At 59.9% G+C, this 19,619-nt stretch carries 18 protein-coding genes and 1 other RNA gene; 10 read left to right on the top strand and 9 right to left on the bottom strand.

The window, feature by feature from the left end; genetic code table 11:
* Nucleotides 1-25: 25 nt before the first annotated feature.
* The 4 genes from ACYU7Q_RS05565 to ffs all read right to left on the bottom strand — a co-directional run bounded on the left by ACYU7Q_RS05565 (nt 26) and on the right by ffs (nt 1,874).
* The gene (locus ACYU7Q_RS05565) at nt 26-712 is read right to left on the bottom strand and encodes a cell division ATP-binding protein FtsE (RefSeq protein ID WP_460608437.1); all 687 of its coding nucleotides are present in this window, start codon (nt 710-712) and stop codon (nt 26-28) included.
* Nucleotides 713-716: 4 nt separating this feature from the next.
* Nucleotides 717-920 carry a fructose-6-phosphate aldolase gene (locus ACYU7Q_RS05560; protein WP_460608436.1) on the bottom strand — a complete coding sequence of 68 codons (204 nt, stop codon included), beginning with the start codon at nt 918-920 and terminating at the stop codon, nt 717-719.
* Nucleotides 921-1,025: 105 nt separating this feature from the next.
* Complete coding sequence (gene fsa, locus ACYU7Q_RS05555; RefSeq protein ID WP_460608435.1) at nt 1,026-1,682, bottom strand: transaldolase family protein; 657 nt, start codon at nt 1,680-1,682, stop codon at nt 1,026-1,028.
* Nucleotides 1,683-1,776: 94 nt separating this feature from the next.
* Nucleotides 1,777-1,874: signal recognition particle sRNA small type (ffs, locus tag ACYU7Q_RS05550), an RNA gene on the bottom strand.
* Between the two features lie 218 nt (nt 1,875-2,092).
* Here ffs and guaA point away from each other — a divergent pair.
* Both guaA and ACYU7Q_RS05540 read left to right on the top strand, forming a co-directional pair.
* Nucleotides 2,093-3,628, top strand: a complete 1,536-nt coding sequence (gene guaA, locus ACYU7Q_RS05545) for a glutamine-hydrolyzing GMP synthase (protein WP_460608434.1) — start codon at nt 2,093-2,095, stop codon at nt 3,626-3,628.
* 169 nt (nt 3,629-3,797) lie between these two features.
* Entirely contained in the window at nt 3,798-4,514 is a 717-nt protein-coding gene (locus ACYU7Q_RS05540) for a type 1 glutamine amidotransferase (RefSeq protein ID WP_460608433.1), read from the top strand.
* 225 nt (nt 4,515-4,739) lie between these two features.
* Here ACYU7Q_RS05540 and dgt read toward each other — a convergent pair whose 3' ends face one another.
* Complete coding sequence (gene dgt, locus ACYU7Q_RS05535) at nt 4,740-6,107, bottom strand: dGTP triphosphohydrolase (protein ID WP_460608432.1); 1,368 nt, start codon at nt 6,105-6,107, stop codon at nt 4,740-4,742.
* A 145-nt stretch (nt 6,108-6,252) separates the two neighbouring features.
* A complete protein-coding gene (locus ACYU7Q_RS05530) occupies nt 6,253-9,264 on the bottom strand; it encodes a M1 family metallopeptidase (RefSeq protein WP_460608431.1) in 3,012 nt (1,003 codons plus the stop codon).
* Nucleotides 9,265-9,427: 163 nt separating this feature from the next.
* On the opposite strand from ACYU7Q_RS05530, the gene ACYU7Q_RS05525 reads away from it, so the two are divergent.
* Both ACYU7Q_RS05525 and ACYU7Q_RS05520 read left to right on the top strand, forming a co-directional pair.
* Nucleotides 9,428-9,862, top strand: a complete 435-nt coding sequence (locus ACYU7Q_RS05525; RefSeq protein WP_460608430.1) for a DUF1810 domain-containing protein — start codon at nt 9,428-9,430, stop codon at nt 9,860-9,862.
* A gap of 75 nt (nt 9,863-9,937) precedes the next feature.
* Nucleotides 9,938-10,441 (top strand): SdpI family protein, encoded by a 504-nt coding sequence (locus ACYU7Q_RS05520; protein ID WP_460608429.1) that lies wholly within the window; start codon nt 9,938-9,940, stop codon nt 10,439-10,441.
* A 39-nt stretch (nt 10,442-10,480) separates the two neighbouring features.
* Here ACYU7Q_RS05520 and ACYU7Q_RS05515 read toward each other — a convergent pair whose 3' ends face one another.
* Nucleotides 10,481-11,161, bottom strand: a complete 681-nt coding sequence (locus ACYU7Q_RS05515; protein WP_460608428.1) for a DUF1361 domain-containing protein — start codon at nt 11,159-11,161, stop codon at nt 10,481-10,483.
* Nucleotides 11,162-11,313: 152 nt separating this feature from the next.
* Here ACYU7Q_RS05515 and ACYU7Q_RS05510 point away from each other — a divergent pair, with 152 nt between their 5' ends.
* The 5 genes from ACYU7Q_RS05510 to ACYU7Q_RS05490 all read left to right on the top strand — a co-directional run bounded on the left by ACYU7Q_RS05510 (nt 11,314) and on the right by ACYU7Q_RS05490 (nt 16,897).
* Nucleotides 11,314-13,185, top strand: a complete 1,872-nt coding sequence (locus ACYU7Q_RS05510; protein WP_460608427.1) for an ABC transporter substrate-binding protein — start codon at nt 11,314-11,316, stop codon at nt 13,183-13,185.
* A 132-nt stretch (nt 13,186-13,317) separates the two neighbouring features.
* The gene (gene hemL, locus ACYU7Q_RS05505; protein WP_460608426.1) at nt 13,318-14,616 is read left to right on the top strand and encodes a glutamate-1-semialdehyde 2,1-aminomutase; all 1,299 of its coding nucleotides are present in this window, start codon (nt 13,318-13,320) and stop codon (nt 14,614-14,616) included.
* Nucleotides 14,617-14,644: 28 nt separating this feature from the next.
* Nucleotides 14,645-15,553: a hypothetical protein gene (locus ACYU7Q_RS05500; RefSeq protein WP_460608425.1), complete on the top strand. Its 909-nt coding sequence runs from the start codon at nt 14,645-14,647 to the stop codon at nt 15,551-15,553.
* A 126-nt stretch (nt 15,554-15,679) separates the two neighbouring features.
* Nucleotides 15,680-16,219 (top strand): dCTP deaminase, encoded by a 540-nt coding sequence (gene dcd / locus ACYU7Q_RS05495; RefSeq protein ID WP_460608424.1) that lies wholly within the window; start codon nt 15,680-15,682, stop codon nt 16,217-16,219.
* Nucleotides 16,220-16,351: 132 nt separating this feature from the next.
* The gene (locus ACYU7Q_RS05490; RefSeq protein ID WP_460608423.1) at nt 16,352-16,897 is read left to right on the top strand and encodes a hypothetical protein; all 546 of its coding nucleotides are present in this window, start codon (nt 16,352-16,354) and stop codon (nt 16,895-16,897) included.
* Nucleotides 16,898-17,006: 109 nt separating this feature from the next.
* On the opposite strand, the gene gldC is transcribed toward ACYU7Q_RS05490, so the two are convergent.
* Both gldC and dnaN read right to left on the bottom strand, forming a co-directional pair.
* Nucleotides 17,007-17,351: a gliding motility protein GldC gene (gldC, locus tag ACYU7Q_RS05485; RefSeq protein WP_460608422.1), complete on the bottom strand. Its 345-nt coding sequence runs from the start codon at nt 17,349-17,351 to the stop codon at nt 17,007-17,009.
* A gap of 120 nt (nt 17,352-17,471) precedes the next feature.
* Nucleotides 17,472-18,596, bottom strand: a complete 1,125-nt coding sequence (dnaN, locus tag ACYU7Q_RS05480) for a DNA polymerase III subunit beta (protein WP_035567181.1) — start codon at nt 18,594-18,596, stop codon at nt 17,472-17,474.
* Between the two features lie 153 nt (nt 18,597-18,749).
* Between dnaN and ACYU7Q_RS05475 the strand changes: the two genes are divergently transcribed.
* Nucleotides 18,750-19,616 (top strand): DUF7003 family protein, encoded by an 867-nt coding sequence (locus ACYU7Q_RS05475; protein WP_460608421.1) that lies wholly within the window; start codon nt 18,750-18,752, stop codon nt 19,614-19,616.
* Nucleotides 19,617-19,619: the final 3 nt, after the last annotated feature.

Below are 19,619 nucleotides of genomic sequence, written 5' to 3'. Positions count from 1 at the left end.
AATAATAAGGCCTAACGACGGAAATTTAGGCGCTAAAACGGCGGGCCGAATCCAGCAATTCGCCGTCTTTGCAGGTCAGCACGCGGTGCGGGTACTGCTCAATTAATTGAAAATTGTGCGTCGCCATCAGAATAGCCGTGCCCGCGTTATTAATCTCGCCAAACAGCTGCATGATGCTGGCCGAAACGTCCGGGTCGAGGTTGCCGGTGGGCTCATCCGCCAGCAGCAAAACCGGTTCATTCAACATGGCGCGGGCGATTACCACGCGCTGTTGCTCGCCGCCCGAAAGGCGGTGCGGCATGCGGTTGGCGGCCCCGCTCAGGCCCACGCGCACCAGCACGTCCGAAATGCGTTGCTGCTTTTGCGACTTGCCCTTCCAGCCCGTGGCGTTGAGTACGAACATCAGGTTTTCGGCCACTGTGCGGTCGCTCAGCAGCTGGAAATCCTGAAACACAATGCCCAGCTTTCGCCGCAGATATGGCACTTTGCTGGCCGGTAGTTTCGGCAGCGCGAACCCGGCCACGGTGCCCATGCCGCTTTGCAGCGGCAAGTCGGCGTACAGCGTTTTCAGCAATGACGACTTGCCCGAGCCGGTTCGGCCCACTAGGTAGCAAAACTCGCCTTTTTCGAGCGTAAAGCTTACGCCCTGCAACACCGCCTGCTGCTCCTGCATTATCGTGGCATCGTGCAGCTCAATAACGTTCTCGGTCATACGGTTACAAACTCAACGGCCGCAATTTGCCAAACTCCAGCTCCGAAATCACGGCGGCCAGCTCCGTTTCCTTGCCTTCGAGGCCGTAGCGGTGCAAGTCCTTCAGCGGCCGGTCGGCCCGGAAATAGGCAATAAGTACGAAAGCTTCGTCCCGCAGCTGGATGTAGTCCGGAATTTTGGCCTTGCCTTTTACTTTGATGATGTACATTTTTCGAGTTATGAGTTAAAAGTCAGGAGTTAGGAGTTGAAATCATAAACGCATTAGCAAGCTGATAATGAGCTCATAATTTCTAACTTTTAACTCATAACTCAATTACGAATTCACCTTCTTATGGTCGGCCAGGAACGTGGCCAAACCCTTGTCCGTGAGCGGATGGTTCAGCAGCCCCATGATGACGTTGAGCGGGCAGGTCACCACATCGGCCCCGATTTCGGCGCACTGGATGAGGTGCGGCACGTGGCGCACCGAAGCGGCCAGCACTTCCGTAGGGTAGCCGTAGTTGCTGAAAATCTGCACAATCTGCTCCACCAGCTGCAGGCCGTCGTGGCCGATATCGTCCAAACGACCCACGAAAGGGGAGACGTAGGTCGCACCCGCTTTGGCAGCAAGCAGGGCTTGGCCGGCGGTGAAAATCAGGGTGCAGTTGGTCTTGATGCCCTTATCAGAGAAGTACTTGATGGCTTTCACGCCGTCCTTAATCATGGGCACTTTCACCACGATGTTGGGGTGCAGCTCGGCCAGCGCTTCGCCTTCGCGGATGATGCCGTCAAAATCGGTGGCAATGACTTCGGCCGACACGTCGCCGTCCACCAGCTCACAGATTTGGCGGTAGTGGGCCATCACGTTGTCGATGCCGCGAATGCCTTCCTTGGCCATCAGCGAAGGATTGGTGGTCACGCCGTCGAGGACGCCCAGCTCCACGGCTTCGCGGATTTCGGCCAGATTGGCGGTGTCGAGGAAGAATTTCATGCGGTTGGGGAGTAAAAAAGTCGGCCCCAAAGCTACTCATTCGCCCGCCAAAATTGCGGAACAGAGCAGCGCCGGGGCCGACCAGAAAGGGCAAAAAAAAGCAAGCCAAAATCGCACCGCTACAACCGCCTACCCTTGCTACCTTCCGGTCCTGGGGGAGTTCAGCGGGAGCTGGTCGTTCTGACTTGCCGATGCAAAGGTAATCACGGATTCGTCGGATTCGATACGGATTCGTCGGATTTTGTAGGTGGCGCACGCTGGCAAGCCAGCGCCGGGGCTGGTAAGCGGCTGATTGCATTGGAAATGCCCATCGGCGTGGCTTGGTGAAAAATGTTTTGCGGGTTTACTAATCGTCCACAAAATCCGGGAATTCCGGATAATCCACTTTAATCCGTTAGTAGCTTTGCACCATGGAACGACTTATCATCCTTGATTTCGGCTCGCAGTACACGCAATTGATAGCCCGGCGCATCCGCGAATTGCATGTGTTCTGCGAAATTCACCCCTACACCCACGCCCCGAACCTCGTCCTCAGTGATGATATTCGGGGCGTTATTCTTTCCGGCTCGCCGTGCTCGGTGCGCGATGCGGACGCCCCGAACCCCGACCTGAGCCACCTGCTGGGCCGCGTGCCGGTGCTGGGTGTGTGCTACGGCGCGCAGCTGCTGGCCCAGCAGGGCGGGGGCGATGTGACGCCCGCTACCATCCGCGAGTATGGCCGGGCGCGACTGTCGTCGCTCGACGCGGCCTCGCCGCTGCTGGCCGATATGCATCTGGAATCGCAGGTCTGGATGTCGCACGGCGATACCATTCAGCGCCTGCCGGCCGGCTATGATATCATTGCCAGCACGCCGGAAGTGGCGGTAGCGGCCTTCAAAATAGAGGGTCAGGATACGTACGGCATTCAGTTTCACCCCGAGGTGACGCACTCGACGGAGGGCAAGCAACTGCTGTACAACTTCGTGGTGAACATCTGCCAGTGCGCCCAGACCTGGACGCCCGACCACTTTGTGGATTCGGCCGTGACGGCCCTGCAAAACACCATCGGGCCTGATGACCAAGTGATTTTGGGCCTTTCGGGCGGAGTTGATAGTAGCGTCGCGGCCCTGCTGCTGCACCGCGCCATCGGTTCGCGTTTGCACGGCATTTTTGTTGATAATGGCCTGCTGCGAAAGGACGAATTTGCCACCGTGCTCAAAGCCTACGAAGGCATGGGTCTGAACGTGACTGGCGTGAACGCCGCGCCCGAATTCTACGCCGCCCTGGCGGGCATCAGCGACCCGGAAGCCAAGCGCAAAGCCATTGGCCGCACGTTTATTGAAGTGTTTGACCGGGAGGCGCACAAAGTGAAAGGGGCCGCGTGGCTGGCCCAGGGCACTATTTACCCCGATGTAATTGAGTCGGTTTCGGTGCACGGCTCGTCGGTCACCATCAAAAGCCACCACAACGTGGGCGGCCTGCCCGATGACATGAACCTCAAAGTGGTAGAGCCGCTGCGGATGCTCTTCAAGGATGAGGTGCGCGAAGTGGGGGCGGCGCTGGAACTGCCGGCCGAAATCCTCAACCGCCACCCCTTCCCCGGCCCCGGCCTGGGCATCCGCATTCTCGGCGACATCACGCCCGAGAAAGTGGACCTGCTGCAACGCGCCGATGGCGTGTTTATCAGCCTGCTGAAAGAACACGGCCTCTACCAACACGTGTGGCAGGCCGGCGCTATGCTGCTGCCCATCCAGAGCGTAGGCGTGATGGGCGACGAACGGACCTACGAACGGGTGGTGGCCCTGCGCGCTGTGACCAGTGTGGACGGCATGACGGCCGACTGGGCGCATCTGCCCTACGATTTTCTGGCCGAGGTGAGCAATAAAATTATCAACCAGGTGCGGGGCATCAACCGCGTGGTGTATGACATTTCGAGCAAGCCGCCAGCGACGATTGAGTGGGAGTAAACCTGGCTTTTGAGTTCCAGTGAAACGTCATGCTGAGCGCAGCCAAAGCAGCTCTATCGCGCAACTAAATAAGTTTAGTATTGCGGTAGAGCTGCTTTGGCTGCGCTCAGCATGACGTTCTTGTTTTGCCTTTAACGAATCAAAAATGCGCTTCCACTGCCTGCAACACATGCCCCACGAAGGTCCCGGCCACGCCGCCGACTGGCTGGCCGCGCACGGCCATGCACTCACGGTCACGAAGCTGTTCGAGCCCAATCCGGTGTTTCCGGCGCTGGCTTATTTTGATGGCCTGCTGATTTTGGGTGGGGCCATGAGCGTGCACGATGAGGATAACCTGCCGTGGCTGCGGGCGGAGAAGGCGTTTATTCGCGAAGCGTTGCGGGTGGGCAAGATTACGCTGGCCATTTGCCTGGGCGCGCAGCTGGTGGCCGAGGCGCTGGGCGGCGAGGTGCGGCCCAACCACGCACCGGAAATTGGCTTCTGGACGGTGCGGTTTTCGACGAAGTCGCTGGAGCACCCGTTGCTGCGTGGGTGGCCCGAGAAGGCGGCCGTGCTACACTGGCACCTGGATACGTTTACGGTGCCACCGGGGGCTATGCGGGTGGGCATGTCGGCGGCTACGGCCACCCAGGGGTTTGTGTGGGGCGATGGCGTGATTGGCCTCCAGTTTCACCCCGAAATGACCGTGCCGATGGTGGAGCAGCTTATAGTCGATGAAGGGCATGAGCAGGCCGAAGAGCAGGAATTCGTGCAGACGGCGGAGCAGATTCGCGCCAAGCTGAAGTCAGTCTGGAAGGGGCGCAAGCTGCTGGAGGCGCTGCTGGAGAATCTGGTGGCGGTGCATGAATCAGAAATACGCACGACTAGCTCCGATAGCATCAAATAATCATCAGCATGAAATCCTCGCTTTTGATACTCGCTGGGTTAGTTGGGTCTATCGGTTTCTATTCGTGGTTGGCGTGGCCCGGACTAGTGGCAAAGCAGGCGAATTCGAAGCGAGTCTTAAAGTGGCTTTTATTTCTGCTTACCTGCGGTGCCATCTGTTTATTGGCCCTGTTGCTCTTTTTCCAATGGGCCCAATATCCCTATGACAGTACCAAAGGAACGGAGTCTAGAACCCCTTTGGCAACTCAATCCCCTTAATTGTTTTGTACAAACTCAGGGCGTTCTGGTCGGTCATGCCGGCTACGAAATCGGTGAGCAGCAAGATTTTTTCATAAGCCGACACTTCTGCCTGGTGGCCTTCAGCGCGGAACTGCTCGGGGAGCAGCAGGAGCAGCTTGCGGCTGCGGTGGCCCTGGCTTTGGTCGAACACGGCGCAGAGGAAAGCATCGAGCAAGCCGCCGAGGACTTCGAAACCGGCGGCTTCGATTTCGAGCACCGGGCGGCTGCGGTAGAGCTGATTGATGCTCAGGCGCTGCACTTCTTGCAAATCGGCCCAGCAGCTGAGCTCTTTGATGAGGGACTGGTCGTACTCGCCGCGCAGAATGGCGGGGGCGTGGTGGGCAAAGAGGGCGGCCAATTCATTTACCAGCTTTCCGATGAGGCGCGCACGCACGTAGCCTAGCTCCTCGCGCCAGTCGTGCCACTGCACGCTGCCAATGCGTCCGGCCGGGTCGTTGAGCATCTTTTTGAGCAGCGGCAGACCAGTTTCGGGGGCGATGAGGCCGAGCTTGAGGCCATCCTCGAAGTCGATGATGCGGTAGCAAAGGTCGTCGGCGGCTTCGACGAGAAAGGCCAGCGGGTGGCGGTGGTAGAAGCCGGCTTCGGCATCTTTGGCCAGCAGGCCCAGCTCAGCCGCCACGTGCCGGAAGCGGGCGGCTTCGGTCTGGAAATGCCCGTATTTCTTTTCGGAAGCGCCGCCGACTTTCGCGGCCTCGCCCACCAAGCTGGGGCGCGGATACTTGGTGAACGCGCCCAGCGTGGCGTAGGTAAGGCCCAGACCGGCACTGCCGCTGCTGTGCGCGGCGTAGGTGTGCGTGAGGATGCGAAAACCGGCCGCGTTGCCCTCGAAATGCTGCAAATCGGCCACTTCGGCGGCGGTGAGCGGTGCCAGGTACGGCGCGGCGGCGGGGCTGAGGAAGTAGCTGCTGATGGCGTCCTCGCCGGAGTGGCCGAAGGGCGGGTTGCCGATGTCGTGGGCCAGGCAGGCGGCGGCCACGATATCGCCGCAGTCCTGGTCGAGGTTGGGCAATTGAGCGGTTAATTCGCCATCGGCTTCCATGAGGTGGCGGGCGGCGAGGCGGCCCAGCGAGCGGCCCACCACGGCCGTTTCGAGCGAGTGGGTGAGGCGGGTGTGCACGAAATCCGTCTCGGGCAGGGGCATCACCTGGGTTTTGCGCTGCAAGCGCCGGAAGGCGGAGCTGAACACCACGCGGTCGTAGTCCTGCACGAAGGCCCCGCGCACGGGCGCGGCGCTGGCGGGCGGCAATTGCTGGTCGGGGAAGCGGCGCTGCGAGAGCAGGCGGGGCCAAAGCATGGGGGTAAGCAACGGGAGCGGAATTAAGTTTTTCCGGGAAAAAGCCTCGTGAAAGACGCAGCGAAGGCAGGTGGAAGGTGTCCGAGAGGTATACGCAAAGTGGCCGGAGGGCGGCGGGACGGGTTTTTGAACTTTAGCGGGGGCGTTACCGCGCCAGCTGCTCATCGAGCTGCCGGAAGGGGTTCAGCGTGTTTAGGTTCAGTACGAAGCGGATGCGGTCCGTAAAATCCTGACGGCTGCTGGGGAAGCCGTTGGCGTACTGCGAGCCGGCCATAGGCAGGTAGAAACTGAAAATATCGCGCACCACGGGTACCACCAGGCCAGCATCGTAATAGAGGCGTTGGGCGGCGCGAGAGGTCGACTCACTGGTGCGGAAGTAGTCGTGGGTGGCCCCGAAATCCGCGAACACGGCGAGTTGCGTCACCGGCAAGTCGGCTTCCAGGTTGAGGGTGCTGAGCCATTTGGTGTCAGCCACCGGCAGGAAGCCTTTAAACGCCCCGTCGCGGTCGTCGGTCTGGTGGAGCTGGGCCGTGAGGCTATGCGATATCTGCTGGCGGTCAAGGAAAGCGGTTTGGCGGCGGTAGTCGGGGCTGCCGCTCAGGCCCAGTACGAAATCTGAATTGGTGGGCTGCTGCAAAAACCGGCCGCCAAACAGGCGCACCTGCACCCGCTTGTTCTGCGAGTAGAAGCGGAAATAGCTGGCGCTGGCCCGCAGCAGCAGGGCCTGGCGGTTGTTGGCATCGTCGGCACTGCTGGCAATCATGCGGTTCAAATCCACGCCGGCGCTCCAGCCCTGCAGGCCGTTGACGTTGCTCACGACGTAAGTTACGGCCTGGAACACGCCCGTGCGGCTGCGGTCTTCATCGGTCACGATGGTATTGGCCAGCGTGAGGCGCTGCAGCGGGGCCACGCCCGGCGCGTGGGGCCAGGCAAAGCTCAGGCTGGGCTCGTATTTAATATACCGCTCGAAACGCTGCACGTCGAAGGCAAGGGTGGCCTGCCGCGACAGGCGCTGCGGCAGCACATTCAGCTGGATGCGCCCGATGCCGTTCAGCTCGTTGCGGCTGAAGCTGTACATGGGCATGGCCAGGTATTGCAGGCGCTTGGGAGCCAGCGGGCTGTTGTAGAACGCCGCGCCGAGCATGAACTTATCCGAAGTATTGGCCCCCAGCACCGGCAGCCAGCTAATGGTGGCCTTGTCCCAGCGCTCCACGCTGGCCAGCGGGCGCAGGCGAATGGGGGTGGAACGCGAAGGATGGTCGGCCACGGTGAGGCGGTCGTTGCGGCGGTTGAGCTCGGGCGTGACGTAGTTGGCATCCACCACGAGGGCCGCCACGTTGGCCCGCTTGAAGTTGAGTTGGCTGGTGGCTTCCTCCTCGGCGTTGGGGTCGGTGTTGCCGAAGGGAGTGGTCCAGAGTGTTTCGAGCACCCGGCCGTTGGCATCGACGGACGACACCGGCACGGCCCAGGGCGTGGGCGAGTCGGTGCGAACCAGCACCTTCACCACGTCGTTGAAGCTGGCCAGGGTCTGCAAATCGGCGTCGTAGTGCTGCGTGTTGGTCAGCATGCCCTGGAAAAACCAGCCCAGCTTCTGGCCCGTGCTTTCCTCAAACACGGCCTGCATGTCCTCGGGGTAGGGGTGCTTGAACTGCCACCGCTCGTAGTACAGGTGCATGGCCGCGTCGAACTTGGCCTGGCCCAGGTAGCCGGCCAGGTATTTCAGCAGCGAGCCCGTTTTCTGGTACACCACGATGCCATAGTTCAGCATTGTATAATCCGCCGATGAGGGACCCTGCACCGGCTGGTCGAGTCCCCGGCTGGCCAGGGCCTGGTAGGGCACCTGGTCGAAAGCGGCCCGAGGGAGCTTTTCGAGGCCGAAGGTGCGGGCAATGCCCGGGTTGTGGGCAAAAGCCATGATACCGCCGGGCTTTACGGTGTCCAGCTCGCTCACGCGGCCTTCCATGTAGGTGTTCACGCCCTCGTCCATCCACGGAAAGTCCCGCTCATTCGAGCCCAGGATGCCGTAAAACCAGTTGTGGCCTACCTCGTGCACAATGGCGCTGGGCATGGTCACGGTCACCATCGGGTACTCCATGCCGGACCCCGCGCTCAGCGCGCCGTCCACGGCCGTAGCGGCCGAATACGGGTACTCGCCCACCCAGCGCGAGTAGTAGGTGAGGGCATCGTTGACATCCTGGAGGCCCTTTATCCACTTCGTCGCCTCTTTATTGGTGAAGAGCACCCAGGAGGTGACGGTGCGGCCCGAGGGCAGCGTCACGCCGCTTTTCAGCACGTTGAAGCGCTTGTCGGCAAACCAGGCGAAGTCGTGCACCCGGTCCTGCTTGTAGCGCAGGGTTTTGGTGGTGGCATCAGAAGGCGGGAATTTCAGGTCGGTGCCGAAGTCCTGGGCGGTTTTCTTGCCGGCGGCGGTAGCGGCCAGAGCGTCCATGCGGGCGCGCTCGTCGGGGTTTTGCAGCTCGCCGGTGGCGCCCACGGTGTAGTTGGTGGGCAGGGTAATGGTGACGTCGAACGAGTCAAACTCAGAATAAAACTCGCCCTGGTCGAGGTAGGGGATGGGGTGCCAGCCGCGCCGGTCCAGCACCGCCGGCTTGGGGTACCACTGCGTAATCTGGTAGCTCTGGCCCACGTGCCCAAACCGCGAAAACGACGCCGGAATCTTCACCCGAAACGGCGTGCTGATGCTGGCCGTGGCCCCTGCCGCCAGCGGCTGCGGCAGCACCAGCTTGGCTATATCGGCGTTTTTGGGGTCGAATTCCAGCTTGGCCGCCTGGCCATTTACTTTGAAATCGAGCCCGTCGATAAAGCCCCGGTCCTCTGCTTTGGCGAACTCAAACCGCCGCTTGCCGTCGCGCAACTGCTGCTTGGCAAAGGCCGTCGAATTGTCCTTGTAAGCATTCGGCCACAGGTGAAACCAAATGAAGGTGAGGGCCTCCGGTGAGTGGTTGGTGTAAGCCAATTCCTCGTGCCCGGTGAGGAAGTTGGTCTTGTCATCAAGCGCCACGTCGATGGAGTAGTTGACTTCCTGCTGGAAATACGGGCCGGCGGTTTTGGGCGGCGTGGGCTTGGGCGTGTGGCGCTGGGCCAGGGCGAGGCCGGGTAGCAGGGCCAGGAGGCCGACGAGGAAACGTGCTTTCATGAGGAGTTACGTGGGACGGTAGTAGCGTTGCGCCCTCGGGACGAAGCTACGGCGTGGCTTGAGACTGCGGGAGGGCCGCCGGTTGAGGATTGGCTGCAATCGGCCGGAAATCGTAATTGAGCTATTCGTTTTCTTAAAACGGAATTCAGTAATTTTTGTCAAGATGGCGACCAAAACCAACCTCCAACGATTCATCGACGCCCAGGCATCGTCCTACCAAACCGCATTAGCCGAAATCAAAAATGGCCGCAAGCGCAGCCATTGGATGTGGTTCATCTTCCCCCAAATTCAGGGCCTGGGCCTGAGCGAAACCGCCCGATTTTACGCTGTAGCCGATGCGCAGGAAGCGAAAGATTACCTGAATCACCCCGTTTTGGGTGCCCGGCTGCGGGAAATTTGCCAAGCCCTGCTGGGGTTGGCTGTTAATAATGCCCACGATATTTTCGGCAGCCCCGATGACCTGAAGCTGAAGTCTTCGATGACGCTGTTTGCATCAGTGAGCAGCACCCCGGTTTTCCAGCAGGTGCTGGATAAGTTTTATGACGGTGCGCGGGACGATAAAACGCTGCGCATTCTGGCCGCGCCGGCAAATTCCTGAACAGCTTTGGTAATGAAAGTGGACTGCTGCGATAAATGCTTCAGAAAATAACGCAGGCCAGTTTCTAATCGAAGAATGGAAGCAAGACCAAAAATTGAAGTGCCCCCAACCCCGGCAGATAAGGCCGCAGAACTATTCGCCGGGAGCGCCCTGGCCCTGCTTTGGGGCCTCACTATCTGGAGCCTTTTCACTCTGCCCGCCACGATTCCGGTGCACTTCAACGGTGCCGGCTTGCCCGACCACTACGGCGAAAAGAGCAGCCTCCTGATGCTGCCGCTGGTAGCCACCGTGCTGTTTGCCGCCCTCACGACTGCCGGCAAATTCCCGCACGTATTAAACTATCCTACCGAAATCACGCCGGCCAATGCGCCGGGCCAGTACCGGGGAGCCATCCGTCTGACTCGGGGCCTGAAAATCGGGATGGTGCTTATTTTCCTCCTGCTGGTGTTTCAAACCGGGCAAATGGCCACCGGAAAGACGGCCGGCTTGGGCGCGTGGTTTATGCCTGTCACTTTAGGGCTGTTTTTTTTGCTACCGGGCTTTTGGTACTGGATTACTGTATCCCGAGCACGAGCTTAAGAAAAGGCCGGTCGGAAAACACGGGTTATAAGGCTCAGGCTAGTGCTCATGCGTGCGCCCCAGCAGCCGTACGGTCCCGTAGCCCACCAATAGAAACAGCCCAAAAACCAGCGTCACGCCCCATGTGCCGGGAAAGGAAAACGGATGCAGAATCCGGTTCACAATGTCGAAAAACAGCGTGAGCGGGTTGGTGAGCACGTTCCAGGAATTGAAGCGCAGGTAGCGGCCCAGGTAAATGCCGAAGCTGCTGAGCAGCAGCGCCACCGTAGCAAAGCCCCAGCCGGCGCCGAAGCCCAGGCGCTGCTGCACCAGCCGCTGCATGTCGGAAAGGGAGGCGTAAGCCAGCATCAGGCCGTTCCAGGCGCAGCTTAGTATCAGGGCCAAATCGTACCAGAGCGGCACGCCGGGGCGGGTATCGAGGTGAAATAAATCGGTAAGAATGTAGGGTGCGTTGGGAAAAAACAGCAGCCACGCCGCACCCACCGGCACCAGCATACGCGCCCGCAACGGCCCCTTGGCCGTGCCCAGCATGGTGCTGAGGGCAAATGGGACGACGGCCAGAAACAGGTTCCAGAGCAGGAACAGGAACGTGAGGCGGCCCGTTATCAGCGCACGGCCCGCCACCAGCAGGATGCTCAGGGCTACCGAAGCGGCCAGAGTGAACACCAGCGTGAGCCGGGCGCGGGTGAAAGGCTGGATGGAGAGGGTGGTTGCTTGCATAAGGTTAAAGTTAATGCCGAAGCGCCAGCACTGTGATTATGCTGGTTACGGGCAAACGACAACGCGCGGACAGGCAGGCTGCGTGCCCGCCCCCGGCATTTATGGCTAATTTTGCGCTGCTTACCACAGGGGCAAGCGTGTTTTCTGGTTCAATGACGTTCACTCCTTCGCTGCGGCGGCCGCTCCGGTGGCTGGCGGCCGGCCTGCTGCTCACCAGCCCCACGCTGGCCCAAACGCCGGCCAAGTCCCAGCCAGCCAGTCCTTCGCCCGCTGCCAAGCCGCCAGTTGCTAAGCCGGCTACCGCGCCGCCGACCAATCCGAAGCCGGCCACCGCTCAGCCAGTCAAGCCGCCGGTTGTCAAGCCCCAACCGGCCAAACCCAAGCCCACCGCCGTGCCGCCTGCCGAGGCCAGCGTGCGCTATCGCAGCGGCAAAACTCAGCTCGACCAGGGCAACTACGCCGCCGCCCTCGCGCAGCTGGAGCCTCTCGCCCAGCCCACCGCCCGCTTCGCCCGCGCCGCTGATGCGGCCTACCTGGCCGCCGTGGCCCACGCCCGCCTCAAGCAGTGGCCCGAGGCCGAGCAACTCCTCAACCTGCTCCGCACCGAGTATCCGACTTACCCGAACATGCCCGATGCGCTGTTTCTGCAAGCGCAGGTTTCCTTCGAGCAGGAGGATTTTGATACTGCTCTAAAAACCCTCACCCAACTGCCGCCCGATAAGCTGGTGGCCGAGCGCGAGGCCATGAAGGCCACCTACCTGCCGCGCATTAAAGAGCGCAACACCTGGCAGCGCAACCTGCGTCGCTACCCCGACGATGTTACCCTGGCCCGCGCCTACGCCGACCACCTCATCGCCGGCGGGGCCTTCACCGATGCCGACCGCCCGCAGCTTGATGAGTTGATTGCGAAGTTCAGCTTCGACGCCGCCCGCTACACGCCGCGGCCCCGGCCTGTTTCCGTCAAGAAAACCAGCTACAACGTGGCTGTGCTGTTGCCCTTCGAGCTGAGCGACCCCAGCTGGCAGACCCAGCGTAAAAACCAGTTCGTAACGGACCTCTACGCCGGCCTGCGCCTGGCTCAGGACAGCCTCCAGCGCGCCGGCCGGCCCATCCAGCTTTTCGCCTACGATACCGGGGCCGACACCCTCACCCTGAAGCAAACCCTGGCCCTACCCGAGCTGGCCGGCATGGATATGCTCATTGGTCCGGTCTATAAATCAGGGGCCAAGCTGCTGGGCCGCTACGCCCGCGAACACCAGATTATCTGCGTCAATCCATTGTCGCAGGATGGCGATTTGGTGCTTGATAACCCCTGGCACTACCTGTTTGCGCCGAGCTCGGCTACGCAGGGGCGCGTGGCGGCGCAGTTCGCCCTCAGTGCCTTCGGAGCCGGCCGGCCGGGCCTTGTATTGTATGAGGACAGCAAGGACGACGCCGATTTCGCCACTGCTTACAAGACCACCTTCGAGGAGCAGGGCGGCAAAATCAGCGTCCTGCGCCGCTTCAACCCCGACGTGGACGAGAGCCTCGCCGCTGCCTTCGCCGGGCCGGAACTCGCCGCCGCCAGCCACGTTGTGGTCGTGTCCGATAACCGCCGCGTGGGCCCCTACGCGCTCCGGCTGGTGCAGCAACAGCCCGCCGCCACGCGCCCCGGCGTGCTGGCTCCCGGCTCCTGGCTCGACAACCCGCGCCTCGACGTGAGCCAACTCAACGGTCCCGCCACCTACTTCATTCAGCCCAAGTACTACGACGAGCAGGGGCTGGGTTTCCGCCGGTTCCGGCAGCTGTACTTGCAGCGCCAGCACCTGCCGCCGTCGCTGTTTGCCAGCCAGGGCTTTGAAATGATGCTATTTTTTGGCAACGTGCTGTTTCAGTACGGCCCGGCATTTCAGGCCAACCTTTCCACCGCGCCGCAGGCCACGGGTGCCATCTTTGAAGGGGAAAGCTACCCCGGCGGCGCGCACGACAACCAGGTGGTGCCCATCGTCAAGCTCAACGGCCTGGAGTATCAAGTAATGCGGTGATTGAAGGGTTGAGTTTTGACTGTTGAGGGTTGAGCTGTGCAGTCGAACATGGCTGTTCCAGGCTTCAGCTCTGCTTCAAAATTCATCCTTCAAAACTCAACCCTCAACAGTCAAAACTCAACATTTATTTATATGCCCAACCTCACTACTTCCGCTGCCCTTTTCGAACGTGCCAAAACCCTCATTCCCGGCGGCGTAAACTCGCCGGTGCGCGCCTTCCGTTCGGTGGGTGGCTCGCCGGTATTCATGCAGAGCGCCCACGGGGCCTGGCTCATCGATGTGGACGGCAACCGCTACGTCGACTTCATCAACTCCTGGGGCCCGATGATTCTCGGCCACGCGCCGGAAGTGGTGCTCGACGCCGTGCGCCAGGCGCTGCCCAATTCGCTCAGCTTCGGCGCGCCCACCCACCGCGAAGTGGAGATGGCCGAGTTGATTCGGGAAATGGTGCCCAGCATCGAAAAAGTCCGTCTCGTAAACTCCGGTACCGAGGCTTGCATGTCGGCCATTCGGGCCGCGCGGGGCTACACCGGCCGCGCCAAAATCATCAAGTTTGAAGGGTGCTACCACGGCCACGGCGACGCCTTCCTGATTGCCGCCGGCAGCGGCGCCCTCACCGCCGGCGAGCCCGACTCGGCTGGCGTGACCCAAGGCGTGGCGCAGGATACCCTCACCGCGCCCTACAACGACTTGCCCGCCGTTGAAGCCCTCATTGCGGCCAATCCCGGCCAGGTCGCGGCCCTTATCCTTGAGCCCGTGGTAGGCAACATGGGCCTTGTAGCGCCCGCCGAAGGCTTCCTGCCAGCTCTGCGCGCCCTGTGTACCCAGCACGGCATCGTGCTTATTTTTGATGAAGTAATGACCGGATTCCGGCTCGCGCCGGGCGGTGCGCAGCAACTCTACGGCATCACGGCCGACATGACCACGCTGGGCAAAATCATTGGCGGCGGCCTGCCCGTGGGCGCATACGGCGGCCGCGAAGACATCATGAACTGCGTGGCCCCGGCCGGCAAAGTGTACCAAGCCGGCACGCTCTCCGGCAACCCCATGGCCACCGCTGCCGGCATGGCCCAGCTGCGCTATTTGCACGAGCATCCCGAGCTCTACACCGCCCTCGAAGCCAGCAGCGCCCGCCTCGCCGACGGCACCCGCCAGATTGCGGTCGAGCTGGGCCTGAACTACACCGTGAACCGGGTGGGCTCCATGTTCAGCCTGTTTTTCACCAGCGAGCCGGTCACCAACCTCGACGATGCCAAGAAGTGCGATACCGCTGCCTTCGGCCGCTATTTCCACGCCATGCTGAATCGTGGCATCTACCTCGCGCCCTCGCAGTTCGAGGCCTTGTTCGTGTCCACGGCCATCACCGACGAACTAGTGGAAAAATACCTGACGGCCTGCCGCGAATCGTTGAAAGAAGCCCACGGCTTGTAACGAACGTTAAACCTGCGACCTTTGCCCGATGCTAAAATTCCGTCTGCTAAGCCTGCTTTTGTTATTTGCGGCGTTTGCCCACGCCGAAACGCCCGCCCAGGCCAACAAGCGCCTCTTCGATAAAACCATCGACGAGCTGAATTTCCGCACCATGGAAACGGTGTACGACAAGTCGTTCACCCGGGGCAAGTTTCCGCTCACGCTACGCACCGCCGCCGCCCGCCGGGCCTTCGATGGCTTTGGCGATAACAAGGCGCTCAAGCAGCTCTTCCTGAATTACAACGGTATTGCCGAGCGGTATAAAAACCGTTTCGGCAACGGCCCGCTCACGCTGGCAGAATTTGATAAGCAGTTGAAATCGGTGCTGCTGGACAAGAACTTCGAGTTCTTTATTCACAACCTGCCGCGCGATGAGCGGGTGTCGCTTATCCGGGCCGAGCAGCGCCTCATTCAGCAAGCCAGCGCCCAGTTCAACGACTCCGGTGCGGCGGCCGGCCCCACCATGCCCGTTGCCGATAACGGCGCCCAGCCCGAAGCCCCCGTCACGGCTCCGCTCACCACCAACGACACCGACGGTCCGCAACCGGAAACCACCCCCGCCGCTGTGGCCGACGAGGCGCCGCTTACCAGCGCGCCCGTGGTGCCGGCCGGCCCCGCCCCGCACCACGACTGGCTCGACTACCTCACCCTGCTGCTGAGCCTGGCCAGCGCCGGTATGCTCTTCCACCTCATTACCAACGTATTGCCGGCTCTGAATCGGCGCATCAGCCACCTGGGTGCTGAGCCGGAGCCCGAACCAGAGCCCCGCAGCTTCGCCAGCCGCTTGCGGCCCAACCGCAACCCCGGCGGCCTGCGCGAAGACCGGTACGAGGACGACGAAGACGAGGAAACCGAAGAAGGCGAGGCCGCCGGCCCGTACCGCCACGACGACGACTGATTTAAACGTCATGCAGAGCGCAGCGAAGCATCTTGCCCGCCACCAGTAATCATCTACTACTGCGGTAAAGATGCTTCGCTGCGCTCTGCATGACAGCGTTTTGCATTCCAAATAATATCCAATTCAATGATTCTTACCGACCAGCAAATTCTCGCGGAAATCGAAAAAGGCACCATCGTCATCGAGCCCTACGACCGCAGCTGCCTGGGCACCAACTCCTACGACGTGCACCTCGGCAAGTACCTCGCCACCTACCGGGATGGGGTGCTTGACGCCCGCAAACACAACGAAATCGACACCTTTGAAATCCCCGAGGACGAAGGCTACGTGCTCCAGCCCGGCCGCCTCTATCTCGGGGTGACCCAGGAATACACCGAAACCCACGCCACCGTGCCCTTCCTCGAAGGCAAGAGTAGCGTAGGCCGCCTCGGCATCGACATCCACGCCACGGCCGGCAAGGGCGATGTAGGTTTTTGCAACCATTGGACCTTGGAAATCAGCGTGTCGATGCCCGTGCGCGTGTACCGCAATATGCCTATTGGCCAGCTCATTTATTTCACTGTGCAGGGCGACGTGAACACCTTCTATAACCGCAAGGAAAACGCCAAATACAACGACAAGACCGATAAGCCGGTGGAGTCGATGATGTGGAAAAATAAGTGGTAGAATATAGCGTTGGGGTAATTCGGGGACAATAAATCCGAACCGTGCCGCGCTTTTTTGCGTTGAAAACGGTGACTGCGCCCCTCAGGGCTGGCCCGGTCCTTGCGTAAGTGTGCAACTGAAACCCCTACGACGATGACGACGAAAACTGCTTTTGCTTCTCTTTTCCTGGCGCTTCTGGCCGGTTCTGCTGCCGCCCAGCAGGGGCCCAATAGCACTGCGGCCGTGCAGGACAAAACCCAGTCCAGCCCCCGCCTCAACCCCGTCCAAGCCCGTGCCGACCGCCTCAGCGAGCAGATGGTGCGCGACCTGCACTTGAATAACTACCAGGCCACCAAGCTCCGCGCTGTCAACGCTGATAAAATTGCCAAGATGGCGGCCATCGAGCGCAAAAATGCCGGCAACCAAAGGCTGATTGATGAGCAGTGCAACGGCGTCTGCAAAGAGCGGGACCAGGAATTCCAGGCCTTCCTTAGCAACGACCAATACACCAGCTACTTTGGCTCCCGCAGCGTCTATAATAAAACGGACCGCGACTTTGCCAGCCAGTCGGCCAGCATCCTGCTCACCAATTCGGTGCAGAATCCTGCGCCAGCCCGCGCTAATGATGCGTCCATTACCCCGACCAGCACCCGGCCCACCAATCGCCCCGCTGGCAACCTGGGCCGCAACGCCCGATAAATTGTAACGCACGCTTCAGCTAGCGCCTAAATATGAAAAGCCCCGCCGGAGATTTCCGGCGGGCTTTTTTGTGGTGCTCAATTCAGGCAATGCACAAGCAAACCAAGTACTACAGGCGTTCCTGGGTTTGTTCCTGTTTGTCGAGGTACTCCGACAGCTCTTTGCAAAGCGCGCGCATCTTGCTGGCCATTTCCTTGTCGTCGGTAGCCGTCACGATGTTTTCGGCCATCGAACCGATGTTATCGACCACGAAGCGCTTCATTTCGTCCACGGGCATATCCTTGGTCCAGAGGTCGATTTTCATGGTGCCGACCTGCTCCCGGTCCCACAGCGCAATGTTGATGGCTTTGGCGAAGTGGATATCCGGCCCTGCATCGGTGGCCGACCAGCTGATGGCCTCGGGTACTTTATTGTCGTCGAGGGCGATGCTGAAACGTATTTCTGATTTCTTCATAATGGGTAAAAATGTGTCATCCTGAGTGTAGCGAAAGACCTTATCAAGTTGGAACGGCTGGCGTTCGGCGGTGATAAGGTCCTTCGCTACGCTCAGGATGACAGTTTTGGAGGCAAAAAGTTAGACGTAATTGTTCAGCATCACCGGCATCACCAGCATCAGGATGCTTTCGTTGTCGTCGGGCGTCGTGGGCATGAGCAGGCCGGCGCGGTTGGGCGTGCTCAGTTCCAGCGTAATTTCTTCGGAGTCGATGTTCGAAAGCATTTCGAGCAGGAAGCGGGCGTTGAAGCCGATTTCCATGTCCTCGCCGTCGTACTGGCAGGTGAGGGTTTCCTTGGCTTCGTTGCTGAAATCCAGGTCTTCAGCCGATACCACCAATTCCGAGCCGGCCAGGCGCAGGCGTACCTGGTGGGTGGTTTTGTTGGAGTAGATGCTGATGCGGCGTACCGAATTCAGCAGCTCGGCGCGGTTGATGATGAGCTTGTTGGGGTTGCTCACCGGAATCACGTTTTCGTAGTCGGGGTACCGCTCGTCAATCAGCCGGCACACCAGGCGCATCTGGTTGAAGGAAAAGAAGGCGTTGCTCTGGTTAAACTCCATCTTCACCGGCGTGGCCTCCGAGGGCAGCGTACCTTTCAGCAGGTTAAAAGCTTTGCGCGGGATGATGAGGTTGGCAGTTTGGCCGGCGCCCACGTCCTGGCGGCGGTAGCGCAGCAGGCGGTGCCCGTCGGTGGCCACAAAGGTTACCTGCGAGTCGGCCAGCTGCACCAGGATGCCGGTCATGGCTGGGCGCAGCTCGTCGGTGCTCACCGCGAAGATAGTTTTGTTGATGGCGCGGGCCAGCGACGACGAGGGCATCTCAATCGGTGCCGAGCCCTTCACCACCGGTACGCGGGGGAAGTCGGCGGCATTCTCGCCGGCCAGTTTGTAGCGCCCGTTGGCCGAACTGATTTCGATGGTGTAGGTTTCCTCGTCCAGCGTGAAGGTCACGGGCTGGTCGGGCAGGTTCTTGAGGGTATCGAGCAGGATGCGGGCGGGCGCGGCAATGCGGCCGGTGTCGCGGGCCTCTACGGGCAGCTCGGTTATCATGCTCGTCTCCAGGTCGGAGGCAGTGATAGTGAGTTTACCGGCCTCAATCTCAAAGAGAAAGTTCTCCAGAATGGGCACCACGGGGTTGTTCGTAACCACGCCGTTGATGCTTTGCAGCTGCTTGAGCAGCGCGGAGGAAGAGACGATGAATTTCATGAGAAGGGCCTTGGTTGGGGTTGAGGGAGGGCAAAGATACGCGGCGGGGTTGGGGTTTGGAAGGGACGAAAGAAGACGGTAAAGCTTCTTTTAAACGTCCGCCTTACATTCGGCTTGACAAAAATTCAGTAGCCATACCAAAAGTGACCTGATATGATTTCGGAACAGGAAATACTTGATTCACTCGACCATTCAAATGATGGTGTTTACTACGATTTCATTCCTTTGAATCATCCGTATTCCTATCTGATTGATACGCGTCTAAACCTGTTTCGCAGCGAAAATGAATGGGCAATAGCAGCCGAGATACTTGGCTACTATCCAAGAGGCGGGCGCATCGAACTAAATATCTACTACTATGGTAACTGTCTAATTAATCTGGAGCGGTACAACAATAGAAACACCAATTACTACGATGCCGCACCAATCGACGAGGATTCTTTCAGAGCAGCCACTGACGATGGTTTGTTGAATACCAAAGCAACTAGTTTATTAGTGCGCAATGCCATTTTACCATTGAGCCATAATAAGTTAGATTTTGAGCGCGCCGGGATTAACTTGGTAGAGTTTGAACCGGGTAGCATTGACATGGAAGAAGTTGGCCGGCTTCTGATTACCCAAAATCAAGAAGTATTTCGAGCTACTGATGCAGAATTATACAAATCGATTCCTAGGAATCTAAAGAAGGTTCTGGTGCTGGACCAATGGTACCACAAAGACTTTGTGGTTGGCCTACCCAAGATTATGTCTGAGGAAGATATCCTTAGAACATACGAGTTGAACCAAGGTATTAGAGGGTTGCACGGGATGAGTTTGGAGACCTTAACTGCTACAATCCGAACTCAAGAGAAACGGACAGGAGAGTTCGAACGGGAGCAATGGGAAAACGCCCGTCCTAGTAGCTACGAAACCTGGCAGCAGATTGCGAAAGTCTTAGCGACAGGAGACCCCCGTTACTACCGGCCTACGCTGGAGCCCAATACCCATTGGTCGAACTGGCCGGAGTCGGGTAGCCTTTAAATT

The sequence above is a fragment of the Hymenobacter terrigena genome, from assembly GCF_054776515.1.
Note: the sequence above shows the minus strand (reverse complement) of the source record. Positions and strands in the feature narration are given on the sequence as shown.